The organism is Paenibacillus sp. PCH8 (genome assembly GCF_002968835.1).
Lineage (GTDB): Bacteria > Bacillota > Bacilli > Paenibacillales > Paenibacillaceae > Paenibacillus.
The window spans coordinates 68417-83465 of sequence record NZ_PKQK01000010.1 but is presented as its reverse complement, the minus strand read 5'-3'; the positions used below and the strand labels follow the sequence as shown (position 1 = coordinate 83465).

12 protein-coding genes are annotated in these 15049 nt (G+C 45.3%); 1 reads left to right on the top strand and 11 read right to left on the bottom strand.

Annotated elements, in window-relative coordinates:
* Nucleotides 1-38: 38 nt before the first annotated feature.
* A complete protein-coding gene (locus C0Q44_RS29385; protein WP_105410676.1) occupies nucleotides 39-1079 on the bottom strand; it encodes a SepM family pheromone-processing serine protease in 1041 nt (346 codons plus the stop codon).
* Between the two features lie 273 nt (nucleotides 1080-1352).
* On the opposite strand from C0Q44_RS29385, the gene C0Q44_RS29380 reads away from it, so the two are divergent.
* Nucleotides 1353-2642, top strand: coding sequence for a nucleoside recognition domain-containing protein (locus C0Q44_RS29380; protein WP_105410675.1), 1290 nt, complete (start codon nucleotides 1353-1355; stop codon nucleotides 2640-2642).
* Here C0Q44_RS29380 and coaD read toward each other — a convergent pair.
* The 10 genes from coaD to C0Q44_RS29330 form a co-directional block, all read right to left on the bottom strand.
* Nucleotides 2620-3126: a pantetheine-phosphate adenylyltransferase gene (gene coaD / locus C0Q44_RS29375; protein WP_105410691.1), complete on the bottom strand. Its 507-nt coding sequence runs from the start codon at nucleotides 3124-3126 to the stop codon at nucleotides 2620-2622. The two genes, C0Q44_RS29380 and coaD, sit on opposite strands and share 23 nt — an antisense overlap.
* A gap of 1 nt (nucleotide 3127) precedes the next feature.
* A complete protein-coding gene (rsmD, locus tag C0Q44_RS29370; RefSeq protein WP_105410674.1) occupies nucleotides 3128-3736 on the bottom strand; it encodes a 16S rRNA (guanine(966)-N(2))-methyltransferase RsmD in 609 nt (202 codons plus the stop codon).
* A gap of 294 nt (nucleotides 3737-4030) precedes the next feature.
* The gene (locus C0Q44_RS29365) at nucleotides 4031-4327 is read right to left on the bottom strand and encodes a hypothetical protein (RefSeq protein WP_105410673.1); all 297 of its coding nucleotides are present in this window, start codon (nucleotides 4325-4327) and stop codon (nucleotides 4031-4033) included.
* A 109-nt stretch (nucleotides 4328-4436) separates the two neighbouring features.
* Complete coding sequence (locus C0Q44_RS29360) at nucleotides 4437-4742, bottom strand: hypothetical protein (RefSeq protein ID WP_062833752.1); 306 nt, start codon at nucleotides 4740-4742, stop codon at nucleotides 4437-4439.
* A 171-nt stretch (nucleotides 4743-4913) separates the two neighbouring features.
* The gene (gene lacZ, locus C0Q44_RS29355) at nucleotides 4914-7961 is read right to left on the bottom strand and encodes a beta-galactosidase, LacZ type (RefSeq protein WP_105410672.1); all 3048 of its coding nucleotides are present in this window, start codon (nucleotides 7959-7961) and stop codon (nucleotides 4914-4916) included.
* A 163-nt stretch (nucleotides 7962-8124) separates the two neighbouring features.
* Nucleotides 8125-8955: a carbohydrate ABC transporter permease gene (locus tag C0Q44_RS29350; protein WP_105410671.1), complete on the bottom strand. Its 831-nt coding sequence runs from the start codon at nucleotides 8953-8955 to the stop codon at nucleotides 8125-8127.
* Nucleotides 8948-9847 (bottom strand): carbohydrate ABC transporter permease, encoded by a 900-nt coding sequence (locus C0Q44_RS29345; protein WP_105410670.1) that lies wholly within the window; start codon nucleotides 9845-9847, stop codon nucleotides 8948-8950. Before C0Q44_RS29345 ends, C0Q44_RS29350 begins: the two co-directional genes overlap by 8 nt.
* 131 nt (nucleotides 9848-9978) lie before the next feature.
* Nucleotides 9979-11277, bottom strand: a complete 1299-nt coding sequence (locus C0Q44_RS29340; RefSeq protein ID WP_181151222.1) for an extracellular solute-binding protein — start codon at nucleotides 11275-11277, stop codon at nucleotides 9979-9981.
* 331 nt (nucleotides 11278-11608) lie between these two features.
* Nucleotides 11609-13378 (bottom strand): sensor histidine kinase, encoded by a 1770-nt coding sequence (locus C0Q44_RS29335; RefSeq protein ID WP_105410669.1) that lies wholly within the window; start codon nucleotides 13376-13378, stop codon nucleotides 11609-11611.
* An 18-nt stretch (nucleotides 13379-13396) separates the two neighbouring features.
* Nucleotides 13397-14944 carry a response regulator transcription factor gene (locus C0Q44_RS29330; RefSeq protein ID WP_105410668.1) on the bottom strand — a complete coding sequence of 516 codons (1548 nt, stop codon included), beginning with the start codon at nucleotides 14942-14944 and terminating at the stop codon, nucleotides 13397-13399.
* Nucleotides 14945-15049 lie beyond the last annotated feature (105 nt).

Below are 15049 nucleotides of genomic sequence, written 5' to 3'. Positions count from 1 at the left end.
TTTAACTTCATTTTGTTACTCTCTGCTTATTCACAAACCTATGATTTCACGGACAGCGTTTTTAGGTAAGCCAGTGCATCATCCAAGGTAGACATAGGCACCAGTTTCATTTGGGTACCGATCTCTTCGGCTTTGGCTTCTGCTTCCTTATAGTTATCCTTAGGCACAAAGAAGATCTCGGCTTCTTTTCGGTCAGCGGCTACAATTTTGTGCTTAACACCACCAATGGGACCTACCACACCTTCTTTGGTAATGGTGCCTGTACCCGCAATACGATGACCTTTGGTCAGATCTCCGGGTGTTAACTGGTTATATATCTCCAAAGTAAACATTAATCCCGCAGAAGGACCCCCAACCTGGGTGTCTGTGAAAGAGATCTGATTGTCCGGATCTTCCGCTTTCACCTTCTGGACAGAGCCGATCATTACCCCGAGCCCTGGGCGGGATTCACCCGTTTTGCTATCCTTCACCTGAATCAGCTTCACGTCCCGGCTAATGGTCTCCCCGCCTCGTTCCAATTGCATTTCGACCGCATCTCCGACCTTCTTGCCTTTTAACTGGGCGGACAGCACCGTATTATCCGGAGTAGCCGTTCCGTTTACTCCAAGAATAATATCTCCAGGAGCAATGTCTCCCTCCGGTTTCGGATTTTCGGAAAGTCCAAATACAAAGATATGTTCAGGTACAATGGAGTACGCTACGCCAGCCTTCTCATACGCAGCCTCCATTGCGGAAGATTGTGAGTCACTCATGAACCATACCTGTTCGGCAGAGTATTCTGCTTCACTTTTGCCGCGCAGTCGGTCTTCCTTTTTATCCACTTGAGCATTCCGATTGAATAGAGAGGTTCCGAGCAAAAATACATTGGCATAGGTTGCTGACACCGTCGTCATCATGAATACACCGTGTTCTTCCTTATCTCCGCCCTTAACAGTTACCATTGGTTTAACTTCATCTGCACTGCCAGGCATATATATGATATATGGTGTTGGCATGTACACGGCAAGATAGACGACCAGAGTCACCACGATCACAAAGATCGAAGCTCTGAATCCGCCAGATTTCCGAATCCGATTCATCGCATGAGCCTCCGTTCTTTGTATCTCTATACGAGCTGAATCCAAACTCCATCCTTTTCGTTCCTATGTCGATGGAGATGTTCAGCTCACATTATTTATATAGTTATTTCAAGTCTAACACCCTGATCCCTGTGCATACAATGGTACAGGCCGGATAGGCCGCTGTATACAGTAGCCTGTCCGGTCAAGGCCGAACCGCTCTTCGGACGTCATTCGGCCGTCCACAATGATTCAGATGCCGATTGGGCGTTATTTGATATGAGGTGAAACGGATTGACAATACAGAGTGAGGTTAGCGGTTCTGGACCGTTACGAACGATATTTCTAAGTACTGGCGCTTTAATGCTGGTCATTGCCGTAGTTGCTTCTCCCAAAGATGCGTTTGATGCCTCTATTCAGGGTCTGGATATATGGTGGAAAATCATCTTCCCTGCAATGCTTCCGTTCCTCATGCTATCCCAGATGCTCACTGCGTTCGGCTTCACCCACGCGATAGGTGCCTTGCTCGGACCATTAATGCAACGGTGGTTCAGGCTACCAGGCAACGCGGGACTGGCTATTGCTGTTGGCATGTGCGGGGGATTCCCCGCAGGAGCAGATGCAGTATCCCGTTTATTTCAGGATAGACAAATTACCGCCAAGCAGGCGGTTATCCTTGCAGCAGTAGCACATTTTGCCAACCCGATGATGATCATCCTCGTTGTTGGTGCTGCTTTTCTTCACCAGCCAGCTGCCGGTTATTTCCTTCTTGCCGTTCACTGGCTTAGCGGTTGGCTCGCAGCCATTCTTGCTGTACGCCTTCTGCCTGCACCCGGTAACCGGACAGACCCGTTCGACTCTGCTGCAATTCAAGCAGCGATTGACACTCCTGGTTCTCTACCTGCAAGTCCCGTAAGAGACTCATCCGCCCCCCACCATTCTACGTACAAACGACGTAGTCTGTGGTCTAACATGATACTTGCAGCTAGAGATGCCCACAATCGCGATGGAAGAAGCTTCGGCAAACTGCTGGGTGATACCGTATCCCAGGCTGTGCAGACACTGATGATGACCGGAGGATACATGATCGGTTTTGCCGTATTTATCCGAATACTCTCCCTTTATCTTACTCCGGGTTCTTCCGCTGCCATGTGGCCAGCCTTTTTGGAGCTCCACCTGGGTACCTACCATGTAAGCCAAACTCCGCTAGCACCTGCTCTGCTGATGTCCCTGCTTGCAGCTGTTCTGGGATGGGGCGGTTTATGCTCCCATCTGCAAGTCTCCGCTGTCCTGAAGACAAGTGGCATTCGTACGAAGTCCATATTGTACTTTGCCGGAGTTCGTTTGAGTCATGGATTTATCTCATTTGGCATCAGTCTGTTCCTGTGGAAACCATTCAGCCGATATAGCACAGAAGTCCGGACCACGTTACAGACGAATGCAGAACCAGATCTGTCCACCAACACATTCAACACCATTTGGAGTGCCTTTCCTGTCGCCTGTATCAGCCTTGCCTTACTTCTTGCGGTCATGATTAGCCTATCGGGGCTTACCTTCTGGTTTAATCGCCGGTTTTCTCGCTGATTTTCTGACGTAGTGCCACTTCCACCTCATGTGAAACAAGATCTGTAACATCTCCATGATAATGAGCAATTTCTTTCACAATACTGGAGCTTAAATACGAATATTTCGGATTAGTCATCATAAAAATCGTTTCCGCATCCGGATTCAGCTTGCTGTTGGTCGATGCCAATTGCAGCTCATATTCAAAATCGGTTACCGAGCGTATGCCGCGAACGATGACCTGCGCTTCTTTTTGCCGGACGTAATTGGCCGTCAGATCACGGAAACTGTCCACTTCCACGTTGGGTAGATGACTCGTTACTTCCGTGATCAGTTGCTTGCGTTCCTCTACCGTAAACAGCGGATTTTTGCTCATATTGTTCAATACAGCCACAATGACGCGATCAAATTGCTTCGATGCCCTGGCGATAATGTCCAGATGCCCCATCGTTACAGGATCAAAGCTCCCTGGATATACGGCGATTCGTTCTTGTCGATGTATCATTTCAGTCATGTGGAGCCTCCTCTTTCGCTATGACGGGTTCTCCATCTTCAACTGTTTCGGGTGCGTAATAATAGATAGATACAGCCGTCTCCCCGTACAATGCCTTGCGCGTTTGCTCAAACGGGCCAAATTGCTCAGGATATTCATGTTTGAATTCATATTCAAGCACGATGGTTGCTTCCGGTTGCAGCAGATCCAGTTCGTGCATGGTCAACATTAACTCGTCCCCGTTCTTCATGCGATAAGGCGGGTCAAGAAACACCAGATCAAACGTTGTGCCTCGCTTTGCGAGTGCCTTCAATGCACGACCTGCATCATTGCGATATACAGCCGCCTGGTCTTCCAGCTTGGTCGCCTTCAGATTCATGCGGATCACGTCAATACTTTTCGATTCCAAATCAACAAAAACAGCCTTGTCCATGCCGCGGCTCAGCGCCTCAATTCCGAGACCCCCACTGCCTGCAAACAGATCCAATGCTGTGCCGCCCTCAAAATAAGGACCAATCATGCTAAATAATGCTTCCTTCACCTTGTCGGTGGTCGGCCGCGTGCCTGTGCCAGGGACAGCCTTTAATGGCCTGCCTTTCGCACTCCCAGATACCACTCTCACTGACGAGTCACCTTTTCTCTATGTAAGTTTATTGATACAGCTATCGTACCACATTCGGGTTCGGTTTGAAAAATAGTGCTCATAAGTTGTTCTGGAGAATTGTTGACGTAATTGTTGATGAATATGTATAAAAAGGAAAAAATCGGGCGATTATATAATTATCGACATCACAAGTGTCGTAGACAACCGCGGAGAAGACTTACGTTTCCCCATAAGCTCTTCGTCCGGTTTCTCCTCTCCCATGAAAAATAGGCCCTCGAAAGAGGGCCTATTTTTGTTGTACATTGCAACCTGTCAAAATGAAGTGCCTCCTTGATTGATCATCTCTCTACGTTTCCGATTGGAACGTCGCAATTGGACTAATGGAATGATGAGAAAGACAGCTGGCATGAGAAGATTGATCGACTGAGTTTTGATCATGCTGAAAACGACAAAAGCCACCGCAAGCCACGTCATAATTTCAGTCATTTCATATTTGGTTAGTGTAAGCTTGAATGCTTTTCGGGATATAAGGCGAATCAAGAAATAAGCGAGCAAACTGTAGAACAATACCATGCCCATGATAGCAACAAAAGCGATAAATATCATCATCTGTATCACACTCGATCTTTTACATCATTTCCTTAATTTTACTATATAAGCCATAGGGTGTCATTCATAATTCCAAACCAGCGCTTCTTCAAGACTGGCAATCTACACTTTACTTCTCTTCAACAACAATCGTTGCATTATAGATTACAACACGTTTCCCATTGAGATCGAATAATACTTTATTGCCGTATTCCGTATCTTCCACGTCAATTTTGCCATCATAGGTCTGAATCAATTCACCATTATTGCTGTACACTTTAACGACCCTCTCCAGACCACCCGAGTTATTGGATCTCATCGTTTTGAGTGCACGTTCACCCGAAGCCGTATTGAAATACCATATGAAACATCCAACAATGATGCCCAGAAAGACCAACACCGTCACCCATATACCTGTCTTTGCTTTTCTACTCATCTTGAACCCCCTCTTATGTTCCCCGTCTTGTACATTTTACGTGGCCGGAGAGAGAACGGTTTCATAGATCACATCTCAAGCAATTCATGGACATAACAAAACAGAGGCCTCCGACGAGCGAAGACCTCTGTTCTTTATTCCAATACATCCTTATTCTGTACGATTCTGTTGCTACAGGGCACGAATAACGAATTCAAATTCCAGTTCGCCGTCTGAAGGGATCAGGTATTCCGGATGAACTGGAGCACCCCAGCTGTCATCACCGCCGACACCCATTTGTTTACCCGCTATAGTCACGACCGTATAATGCACAGGAGGCAATTCGTATGCATGCTGTGCGTTCTCCAGTTCGAATGCTGTATAAGGTGAAACATTCACTTCAACCGGGTTTCCAGATGCTTCAATTTTGAAGCCACGTCCCGCGTTGTCTGTCAATTTGGCCCAACGTACGCCTGTACGGTTACCCGATTCCTGTGGTACCAAGTACGGAGCAACAGTATCAGCTACCTTGCTACCGTGGATGCCCAGACGTGCGCCAAATGCGCGGTCCGCATAGTTTTCTTCAGGGCCCATCGCCAGCCATTCCACGTTTTCGAAGTCAGGTGATGTTCTGAAAGACAATGCATGGATTGGCAGATTTGGCAATCCGGCTGTACCTTTGTACGCATTATGAACACGCACGCTTCCATCTGCATGCACGGTATAGATCACTTTCACTTGCACATCTGCAGAGATGTTGAGCTTGTACGTGAACTCGATCCGGTATTGATCCGGTTTCTGTTCCGCTTTCCACTCTACAGAGCGTGGCATCAGGCTCGCTGCATACCAGGCACCCAGTTCGAAGCCCATCGCCATTCCTTTGTCATTGTCCGTCATTGCACGCCAGAAGAGCGGTGCAGGTGGAACGGCAATGGTCTCACGACCGGACAATTTGAGGGAAACCAATGTCCCGAACTGTTTGGAGAACAGGGCATGTGTATTGCCAGCACGAACACCGATGTTAACGTCACCTTCAATAACAACTACGTCACTTACAAGGTTCAGATCGGTCTGAACCGTATCATTGCCTTGCTCCTGTGTGAAAATGAACTGTCCAAATGCTACTTCTTCACCTTGATCCGCCCACAGAGTAGCTGCTTTTAACACAAGTGCAGTGTTTACAGCATACTCTCCGCCAGCCAAAAATGCTGCATGGAGTGGAAGTTTCACAAACGTCTCGCCTTGCGCATCCACATTCACTTCCAATGTTCCACGCAGAACTTCCTGTCCTTCACGCTCCAGGCTGTACACGAGTTCCAAAGCTGATGTATCTGCAAACAGATTGCCATTTACGATTTTAACGCCTTCACGGTCCGGGAACAGCTTGATGTTCTGATACAGGAATTTGACCTCCTGCATTTTCGCAGTTACTTTACGATCAGCATGAACGATACCGTTGCCACAGAACGAATAGTCTGATGGACGATCGCCGAAATCTCCGCCATAAGCAAGGAATTCTTTGCCGAACCGATCTTTTTTGTAAATGGATTGGTCGATGTAATCCCAGATGAATCCACCTTGATACATCGGGTATTTGTCTTCCAACTCCGTATATTTGTGCATACCACCAATAGAGTTACCCATGGCATGCATGTACTCACAGCTAATATAAGGTTTGGTTGGATTCGCATTCAGGAATTCCTCAATGTCAGCCGGTTTGGCATACATACGAGTCTCCATGTCACTTGTTTCATCGAAACGGCGATCATGGAATACACCTTCGTAATGCACCAGACGTGTCGGATCAGCCGATTTAAAGTATTGAGATACTTTGTAGATGACTTCACCACCGTGTGATTCGTTACCACAAGACCAGATCAGGATGGACGGATGGTTTTTGTCCCGTTCTACCATGGATACAGCGCGGTCCATAACGATATCATGCCATTCCGGTTTGTCACCTGGAATAACCCATGAAGGCTCAACGGCACCAAGCTTCTGCCAAGATCCGTGTGTCTCCAGGTTCATCTCATCAATGACATACAATCCATATTCATCACACAGCTCATACCAGAGACTTTGGTTTGGATAGTGTGACGTACGTACCGCATTCATATTATTTTGTTTGATCGTACGAACATCCCACAGCATGTCTTCCTTCGTAACCGCACGTCCACGACGCGGGTTGAACTCATGACGATTCACACCTTTGAATACGATACGTTTACCGTTGATGTGCATTACTTTGTCAATCATTTCGAATGTACGGAAACCAACAGCTTGAGGAACAACCTCTACCAATGTGCCCGCAGCATCATATACACGAATATAGAGACGGTACAAGTATGGAATCTCTGCGCTCCACAGATTCACTGTACCGATATCTTCGCGAATACTTACTTGTCCATCGTTAACCTTGGATTCTATCGTTTTAACGATATTGCCTTCGCGATCACGAAGTTCAGCCTCAATACGTGCTCCAGCAACCGCTTTTCCTTCCAGCTTCAGATCCAGTTGCAATGTACCGTTGGTATAAGATTTGTCCAGATCTGTACGAACATGAACATCACGTACGTGTGCAGCAGGAACTGTATACAGATATACATCTCTGAAAATACCGGAGAAACGCCAGAAATCTTGATCTTCCAGCCAGCTGCCTGTACTACGTTGATATACCTCAACCGCGAGTTTGTTCTCTCCATCCTGAAGGAATGGCGTCAAGTCGAAGTCGGACGGGGTGAAGCTGTCCTCCCCATATCCTACGAATTGTCCATTAAGCCATACATAGAATGCAGACTCTACACCCTGAAAAGAAATATATACGGGATTCGATTCCCAACCTGTCGGCAGGTGGAATGTACGAATGTAACTTCCAACAGGATTTTTATCCTGTGGCAATGCTGGTGGACGAATGTCGTTCAAACCATCCCAAGGATATTGTGTATTTACATATTGAATCTGTCCGTATCCTTGCAGTTGGATATGCCCCGGAACTTCAATATCATCCCAGCCTTCACTGGAGAAATCGGATGTATAGAAAAACTCAGAACGGCTGTCTGGACGAATCGCATAGTTGAATTTCCACGTTCCATTCAGATCATAACGCATGGACATCGCACCTGAACCTACAGCCTCTTCCATCGTTTGGTAATAACGGTGATCGGAATAGGCATGAAGACGGTTCACCTCAAATACACTTACGTCTCCCAACCAGTTGATATCTGCCTTTGTTGCTTTCATCGGTTCTCTCTCCCTTTAAAACGTTATAGTTTGACTTATTCAAGGTTGCATCTGGATTTCCTTTTTGCTTTACATAAACAAACAAAAAAGACAGAGGTACGCCATAACTGGCGTCCTCTCTTCTTTCCTGAACCCGTCATTTACACGGATTATGCTGTTTTCATTACTTCACGGAACCTACCATACCTGCAACAAAGTGTTTTTGCATAATGAAGAACACAATTGCTGTTGGCAGTGTTGCAATAACAACTGCGGTCATGATAACCCCGTAATCCGGAGCGTATCCTGCGCCGAGGTTAGAGATCAACAACGGAATGGTTTGCTGATCCGGTGTTTGCAATACGATGAGCGGCCACAGATAGTTATTCCAGCTGCTCATGAATGTAATGATCGCTGCTGCTGCATACGTTGTTTTCATTGTAGGCATGTAGATTTTCAGGAAGATGCCCAGCTCGCTCAAACCATCAATACGTCCAGCTTCCAGCAAGTCTTTCGGGAACATTTTAGTGTTCTGACGGAAGAAGAAGATCAGGAATGCTGTTGTGATCGTCGGTATAATAACCGAAGCCATGGTGTTAATACCGATTACCGGTGCTGCACTTGAGATCGTTGCAAACATGCGATAGAGCGGAATCATAATCGCTGCAAAAGGAATCATCATCGACATGAGCAAGATGGTAAACACGATATCACGGGACTTGGTACGGAATACTTCGAACCCGTAACCAGCCATGGAACCAATCAACAGAGCCAGAATAGTGGAAACAATCGAGATAATCGCTGAATTCCCCAAAGACTGCACCAGATTCGTGGTTTCAAGCAGTTTGTTAATGTTGTCAAGTAAAGCAGAGCCCGGCACCAAAGTGCCTTTAGTCACGTCTACCGATTTGTTTGTAGCACTGATGATCATCCAGAAAAATGGGAAGATTGAAATAAAAGCGACGATGGACAGGAAAACATATGTGAAAATGCGTTTTGCTCTTGGTTTAGCCATTTTTATTATCACCTGCCACTTTAAACTGGATAATAGACAATATAATGATCAGAATTACGATGGAATACGAAACGGTTGCTGCATAACCGAAGTCCGGTGAATATTTAAACGAAAGGTTGTAGATATATTGAGAAATCGACATGGTCGCGTTACCTGGACCACCTTTGGTAATATTCATAATTTCATCAAAGATTTGCAGTGTACCAATCGTTGATGTAATGGACGTGAAGAGAATGATCGGTTTAAGCAATGGTACTGTGATTTTGAAAAATTGAGTGAAAGCATTCGCTCCGTCAATCTTCGCTGCTTCATAGATCGATTGATCGATGTTCTGCAAGGATGACAGATAGAAAATCATATTATATCCGGTCCAACGCCAAGTAACGGCGATTATGATCGTAATTTTAGCCCAGAATGGGTCAGTAATCCATTCAATTGGAGTGCCGATAATGTGCATGGCCAGTAATGCCTGGTTCACCATACCATCCGGTGCAAACAAATATTTGAATACAACCGAGTAAGCAACAAGTGAAGTTACACACGGCAAGAAGATTGCAGTACGGAAAAAGCTGCGGAAACGCAGTGTGCTGTCATTCAGCAATACGGAAATGAACAAGCCGAGAATGATCATTAAAGGTACTTGAATGATTAAGTAAATGAACGTGTTTGATAATGCCGTACGGAACGTTGTATCCACGAGCAATCTTTTATAGTTCGCGAGGCCCGAAAACTCAAGGTTGGCACCTTTGCCAGACTTGAATGATAAGAGCAGCGCTTGAATCATCGGATAGAAGTAGAATGCTACAATTCCGACAACAGCCAGCAAAACAAAAGCCCATCCAGTCAAATTATTTTTCTTTTGGAGACTGTCTCCTGTATTTATGGCTTTCACAGTATGGCTCCTCTCTCTTCCATGCAACATGGGTAGAACCTACAGAGCCTCTCGCCATGCCCAGCTCGACTTGCGCCAGACAAGGGAGACGGCTCCGATGTTTCCTAGGTTCTATAAGTTACCTTGGGATATTAGTTTAATTGTGCCTCAGCTTGTTTTTGTGCATCATTCAGAACGTCATCAATCGATTTACCGTTCAGGTATGCTTGCATTTCAACAACCAGGATATCTTCAATTGCATAAGTGTTGCTACCATAGTTTACTTTTGGAATTTCTTTAGTCCAGTTAGCGAAATCAGCGAAGATTTTTTGACCACCGAAGAACTCGTCTGGTTTGTTGTATGCCTCACCATCAACAGCTGGTGCGTACGTACCGATTGCACCGATGTTAGTCAACAATTCTTGATACAACTCTTTGTCGGAACCAAACGTTTTAGCCATGAAGTCAGCCGCTTGATCTGCACCAGGAACATCGTTCATGATATACCATGAGCTACCACCCAAGTTGGATGCGTGTACAGAGTTTGCTTGACCAGCCATTTTCGGCATTGGAGCTACAGCCCATTGACCGGATTGGGAAGCCTCTTGACGAACGGATGGTGAGAACCAGTTACCTGTAGGAATTGTTGCTACGGCACCGCTATTAGCGTTGGCAACGAATTGGCTCCAGTCGGAGTGCAATTTAACAACGTTAGCATCCATCATTTTTTTGTATGTTACGAACGCTTCTTTCAATGCAGGGTTGTTGTTCAGATCAGGTGTTTTACCATCTTCAGCTGTGTACCATTTACCTGCAGTTTGGATCATCATACGGATGATACCCAGGTCGTTCGGGTCAAGAGACAGAAGCTCTTTACCCGTTTTTGCTTTTACAGCTTCACCGATTTTGACGTAATCATCCCACGTGATATCTTGCAGGTCAGCAGCTTTGTAGCCTGCTTGCTCAAGCAAGTCTGTTCTGTAGTACAAACCAGCTACGCCGGAGTCAAACGGAATACCGTATTGTTTACCTTCATAAGAAGTTGGTCCAATTTTATACTCTGCAAAATCGGATGCCTTGATTGTTGAAGACAAATCCTTGAACGCATCTGGATAAGCGCTCAGGAAGCTTTGTGCACGATAGTCTTCAATCAGAACTACGTTTGGCAAACCGCTGCTTGTTCCGGAGTTCAATCCAGTGTTCAGCTTCTGAATGATCGCATCTTGAGCATTTTCAATGATGTTGATTTTCAGATCAGGGTTTTCTTTTTGATAAATGGCTTTAGCTTGCTCCAGAGCAGCGACGTTAAATGCTTTATCCCAAGCCCAGATCGTAATTTCTTTTGCTTTCTCGCTACCACCACCGCTTGCAGCTTCTTTACCTCCACCGCCGGATGAACATGCGGACAACAGCAATACGGTTACGAGCATCAATACCCACATTTTTTTCAAAACATTCAACTCCCCTTCGACCTCTTTGTTTGTAAATTTGTTTGCGTTTTCTGAAAGCGGTTGCTTTCGATGTATTCATCTTATCATTCCCATTTCTCCATTCGTTAGTAAAAATTTTGTGCAGATTTGTCTTCTTATTGCCTCAATGAAACCCTTTACAGAAAACGGTTGCAATTAATTTAGTTTTTTGTACTTTCTTTTGATTTTGTACTATTTTGATCAGAAATTTTTACAACTATGCAGACCGTTCATGATTTTGCATATAAAAAAACCCTCATCTCTGGGAGCAGAAATGAAGGGTTCATGTATTTATGGCGCTTTTAATCTCTTTTTAACTCGTAATCAGCGGCAGCGTTACAGTGACTCTCGTCCCCTCGCCGACGGTGCTCATAATTGTTACACCATAAGGTGAGCCATACAACAGCTCAATTCGGTCATGTACGTTTCGAATACCTATACCGCTGAACAGCTGACGATTGTTTTTGGGATTGGGCAGTGCCCCTTCCATATTTAATCCTTTAATACCATCCCCATTATCCATGATCTCACAGATCAGTGATTCCCCCGCACGGGAAACCATAACATGGATCGTACCCGTTTCCTTTTTGATAAATCCATGGAAAAATGCGTTCTCGATAAACGGCTGGATCACCAGTTTGGGTACATGATAGTGTGTACAATCCGGAGCAACGTAAAAAGCTGCTTTAATCCGGCCACCGTATCTGACGTGATTAATGAAGACATAATTTTTCAGATTCTCGACTTCTTGCTCCACTGTAACAGTCTGACTCACATCACTGATCGTATTTTGCAGCAATCCAATTAATGCATTAATGGTCTCCGCTGCCCTGTCCTTGTTGCCTTGTTGCACCAGAACTTTGACAGATGCGAGTGTATTGTACAAGAAATGAGGATTAATCTGACTCTGTAGTGCCGCAAGCTCTGCGTTACGTTGTTCATGCTGCGTCTGTACTAATTGATCCACATAATCATGCAGTTCATCAAGCATATAGTTGTACGCGTGGCCCAGTTGCCGACTCTCGTAACTGCCACTAACCGGTATATAATTATCCAGATCACTTTTCGTGATATTAGACATCTGCTTCACCAGTCTGCGCAGTGATTTGGTGATTTGGCTGGTAATCAGAAACACCAGAACAAGGGCACCGATAACGATCGCTGTACAGATCAGCGCAACCGTCTTCATGTCAATGAGCTGTCCCATCGCCATATCTTTATCCACTACATTAATCAGATAAAACCGATAAAAGGGCAAATACTCGGATAGAATAATGCTCTCCTGCCCCATGACACGGGCATTAATACTTTTCGAAACGTCCACACTCAAATCCTTAGCATATGTGAGTAGCTCCGGCTGAATTGTACCGATCCAGTCCAAACGGTTTGAAGATATGATTTCGCCCTTTTCGTTCATAATGACCACATCATTGCCTCGACTCGTGAAACTGGAATAGAACTGCTGGAACTCCGATTCTCTCATGGTGACATAGAGTGTCCCATATATGTGATTTCTTGTTCGATCCGTCAATGCCTTTGTTGCAGAAATCATCTGCAGTTCGCCTTCGCTGGTTTCACTGCGGTAATAGTCAAAGATTAGCCGACTCGGCGACTGGACTGCTGCTTTAGTAATAGGCTCCTGCTTCAATTCGTCCCCTGTCTTCTTAATGTAAGCCGGATTGGTGGAAAAACTGCGTCCGTTCACACCCACAATGGTAATACCTACTTCATAAGACTCAATAATGGTTTGAACCCGATTCATTGTTTCACGCATATTATAGAAAGATTTGGCCGTTGAGACTGAGTCTGCATCCCCCTCAGACAGAAATCCCCGAATGGCACCACTTTGAGCTACATTATTGGTAACCGCAGCGATCGATTCATTGAAGGATTCAAAATTCGTCTTAATCTGATTAAGTACCTTGGAGTTCGTAATACTGAACGTCTCGGTAAACAGATTGGTTGACATATGAATGGTCGTCCATAATATAAGTACGGAGACAAGAACAATACTGACAACCATAACCAGAAATAACTTGGGAAATAATCCGAGACGAGATAATTGGTTCATCCATTTCTTCATGATCTTATCCTTCTGACTTTATGCCCAGAATTTGCGCCGGTATCGGCTTGGTGATAGTCCGGTGAATTTTTTGAACACTTTGCAAAAGTAACTATGATCGGAATAACCTACCATACTGCTAATCTCAGAGATGGTTACATCATCGGATCGGAGCAATTCCTCCGCTTTTTCAATCCTGATTTTATTCAGGTATTCGTTAAATCCTTCTTTTTTGTGCGAAGAGAAGTAACTTGACAAGTAGGATGGATTAAAATGAAAGTGCTTCGCAACTTCAGAAAGTCCGAGTGGTTGGTCAAAATGCTCATGCATGTAATCCAGCAGCATCTTCATGTTGGGATCACTTCGTTTCCCACCCGCACCGGCGATACACCCCTGAACTTCCGTCATGAAATGGTCAAGTACAGTCATAACTTCCACTAGACTCGAAGCCCCATCCACATTTTTAAAATACGTATATTTGCTCTCTTCCAGCCCAGAAGACTGAACATCCATATCCGCGAGGGTAATGGTTACGTTGAAGATCAAATTGCCCAGGAATGATTTGATCTCAAACACATCGGCAATATAATCCCGTCCCAGGGTTGTCGCATGATCCTGCAAGTACTCTCTGGCCGCTTCGACCCGGTTACGCTTCACATGCTGCAAAAACATATTCACATTGAACTGGTAACCTGCCGGATGTATCGGCGGAAGTTCACCATACACGAGGATAGGTCGATCCTTATAATAGAAACGATACTCCATTAGCTTAATCAAGCGTTCCCGGTATACGGTACCCATCTGTTCAAATGAAGTAAAGCTGTCACTAAGCACCCATCCAGGGTTGCTTTTTCCCGCTGCATTTTCACTAGCCAGCTGTCTAATGCGTTCAACCATCCATGCATCTCTCACAGGATCGATATTCAGAAGCATGACAGGTAATGTACCCTCTGCGGGAACCATCGCACATTCAACTTCAGGCAGATCCCTGCGGAGCCTGGATTCGATCTGCTCCTGATCCAGCTTCAGTGCATTCCCTTCACCATCCGTGGGTTTATACACTAGCAAGCGAAAGGATTCATGTGGAAAGGTTTCCCGAATAATCGGCATCTCACTATCTTCATCCAGTGTAAATCCGGACAGCATCTTCTCCATCAGTTGTCCGAGTCTCCAGCCATCGTGCGATGGCTCAAACTGTAACTCCGGGATTTTACCGGCTGTACGTTGAAGGACTTGCAATAGTTCATTCGTATCCAGCTTCGGTTTCAGTATATAATCTGCTGCCCCATGCTGAAGCGTTGAACGTACATACTCAAATTCACTGAAGCTGCTGAGTACAATCACTTCAATCTGCGGATTACTGGCTTTTAGTGTACGGACAAAAGTCTCTCCATCCATGACTGGCATGACAATGTCGGTAATCACAATATCCGGTTTTAACAGGCTCACCTGCTGTAATCCTTCTTCACCGTTGGAAGCTTCACCCACAATGATAAATCCTTCGGCTTCCCAGTTCATATGGTGCTTAATGCCTTGTCTTACTAGAAACTCATCGTCAACAATCAGCACCTTGCATAACCGGCTCATGATCCTTGACCCCCTTGTCTAATCTTTCCTCTATGTCTGTACAGGTTATACCATCTATTATATATCGACTATAACCACTTCCCAGTGTTAGCGGTTACATTAATT

Excerpts from the sequence above, each read along its gene's own strand:
- C0Q44_RS29385 (WP_105410676.1), bottom strand. The coding sequence starts at position 1,079 with ATGAATCGGATTCGGAAATCTGGCGGATTCAGAGCTTCGATCTTTGTG.
- coaD (WP_105410691.1), bottom strand. The coding sequence starts at position 3,126 with ATGATACATCGACAAGAACGAATCGCCGTATATCCAGGGAGCTTTGAT.
- C0Q44_RS29365 (WP_105410673.1), bottom strand. The coding sequence starts at position 4,327 with ATGATGATATTTATCGCTTTTGTTGCTATCATGGGCATGGTATTGTTC.
- C0Q44_RS29360 (WP_062833752.1), bottom strand. The coding sequence starts at position 4,742 with ATGAGTAGAAAAGCAAAGACAGGTATATGGGTGACGGTGTTGGTCTTT.
- lacZ (WP_105410672.1), bottom strand. The coding sequence starts at position 7,961 with ATGAAAGCAACAAAGGCAGATATCAACTGGTTGGGAGACGTAAGTGTA.
- C0Q44_RS29350 (WP_105410671.1), bottom strand. The coding sequence starts at position 8,955 with ATGGCTAAACCAAGAGCAAAACGCATTTTCACATATGTTTTCCTGTCC.
- C0Q44_RS29335 (WP_105410669.1), bottom strand. The coding sequence starts at position 13,378 with ATGAAGAAATGGATGAACCAATTATCTCGTCTCGGATTATTTCCCAAG.
- C0Q44_RS29330 (WP_105410668.1), bottom strand. The coding sequence starts at position 14,944 with ATGAGCCGGTTATGCAAGGTGCTGATTGTTGACGATGAGTTTCTAGTA.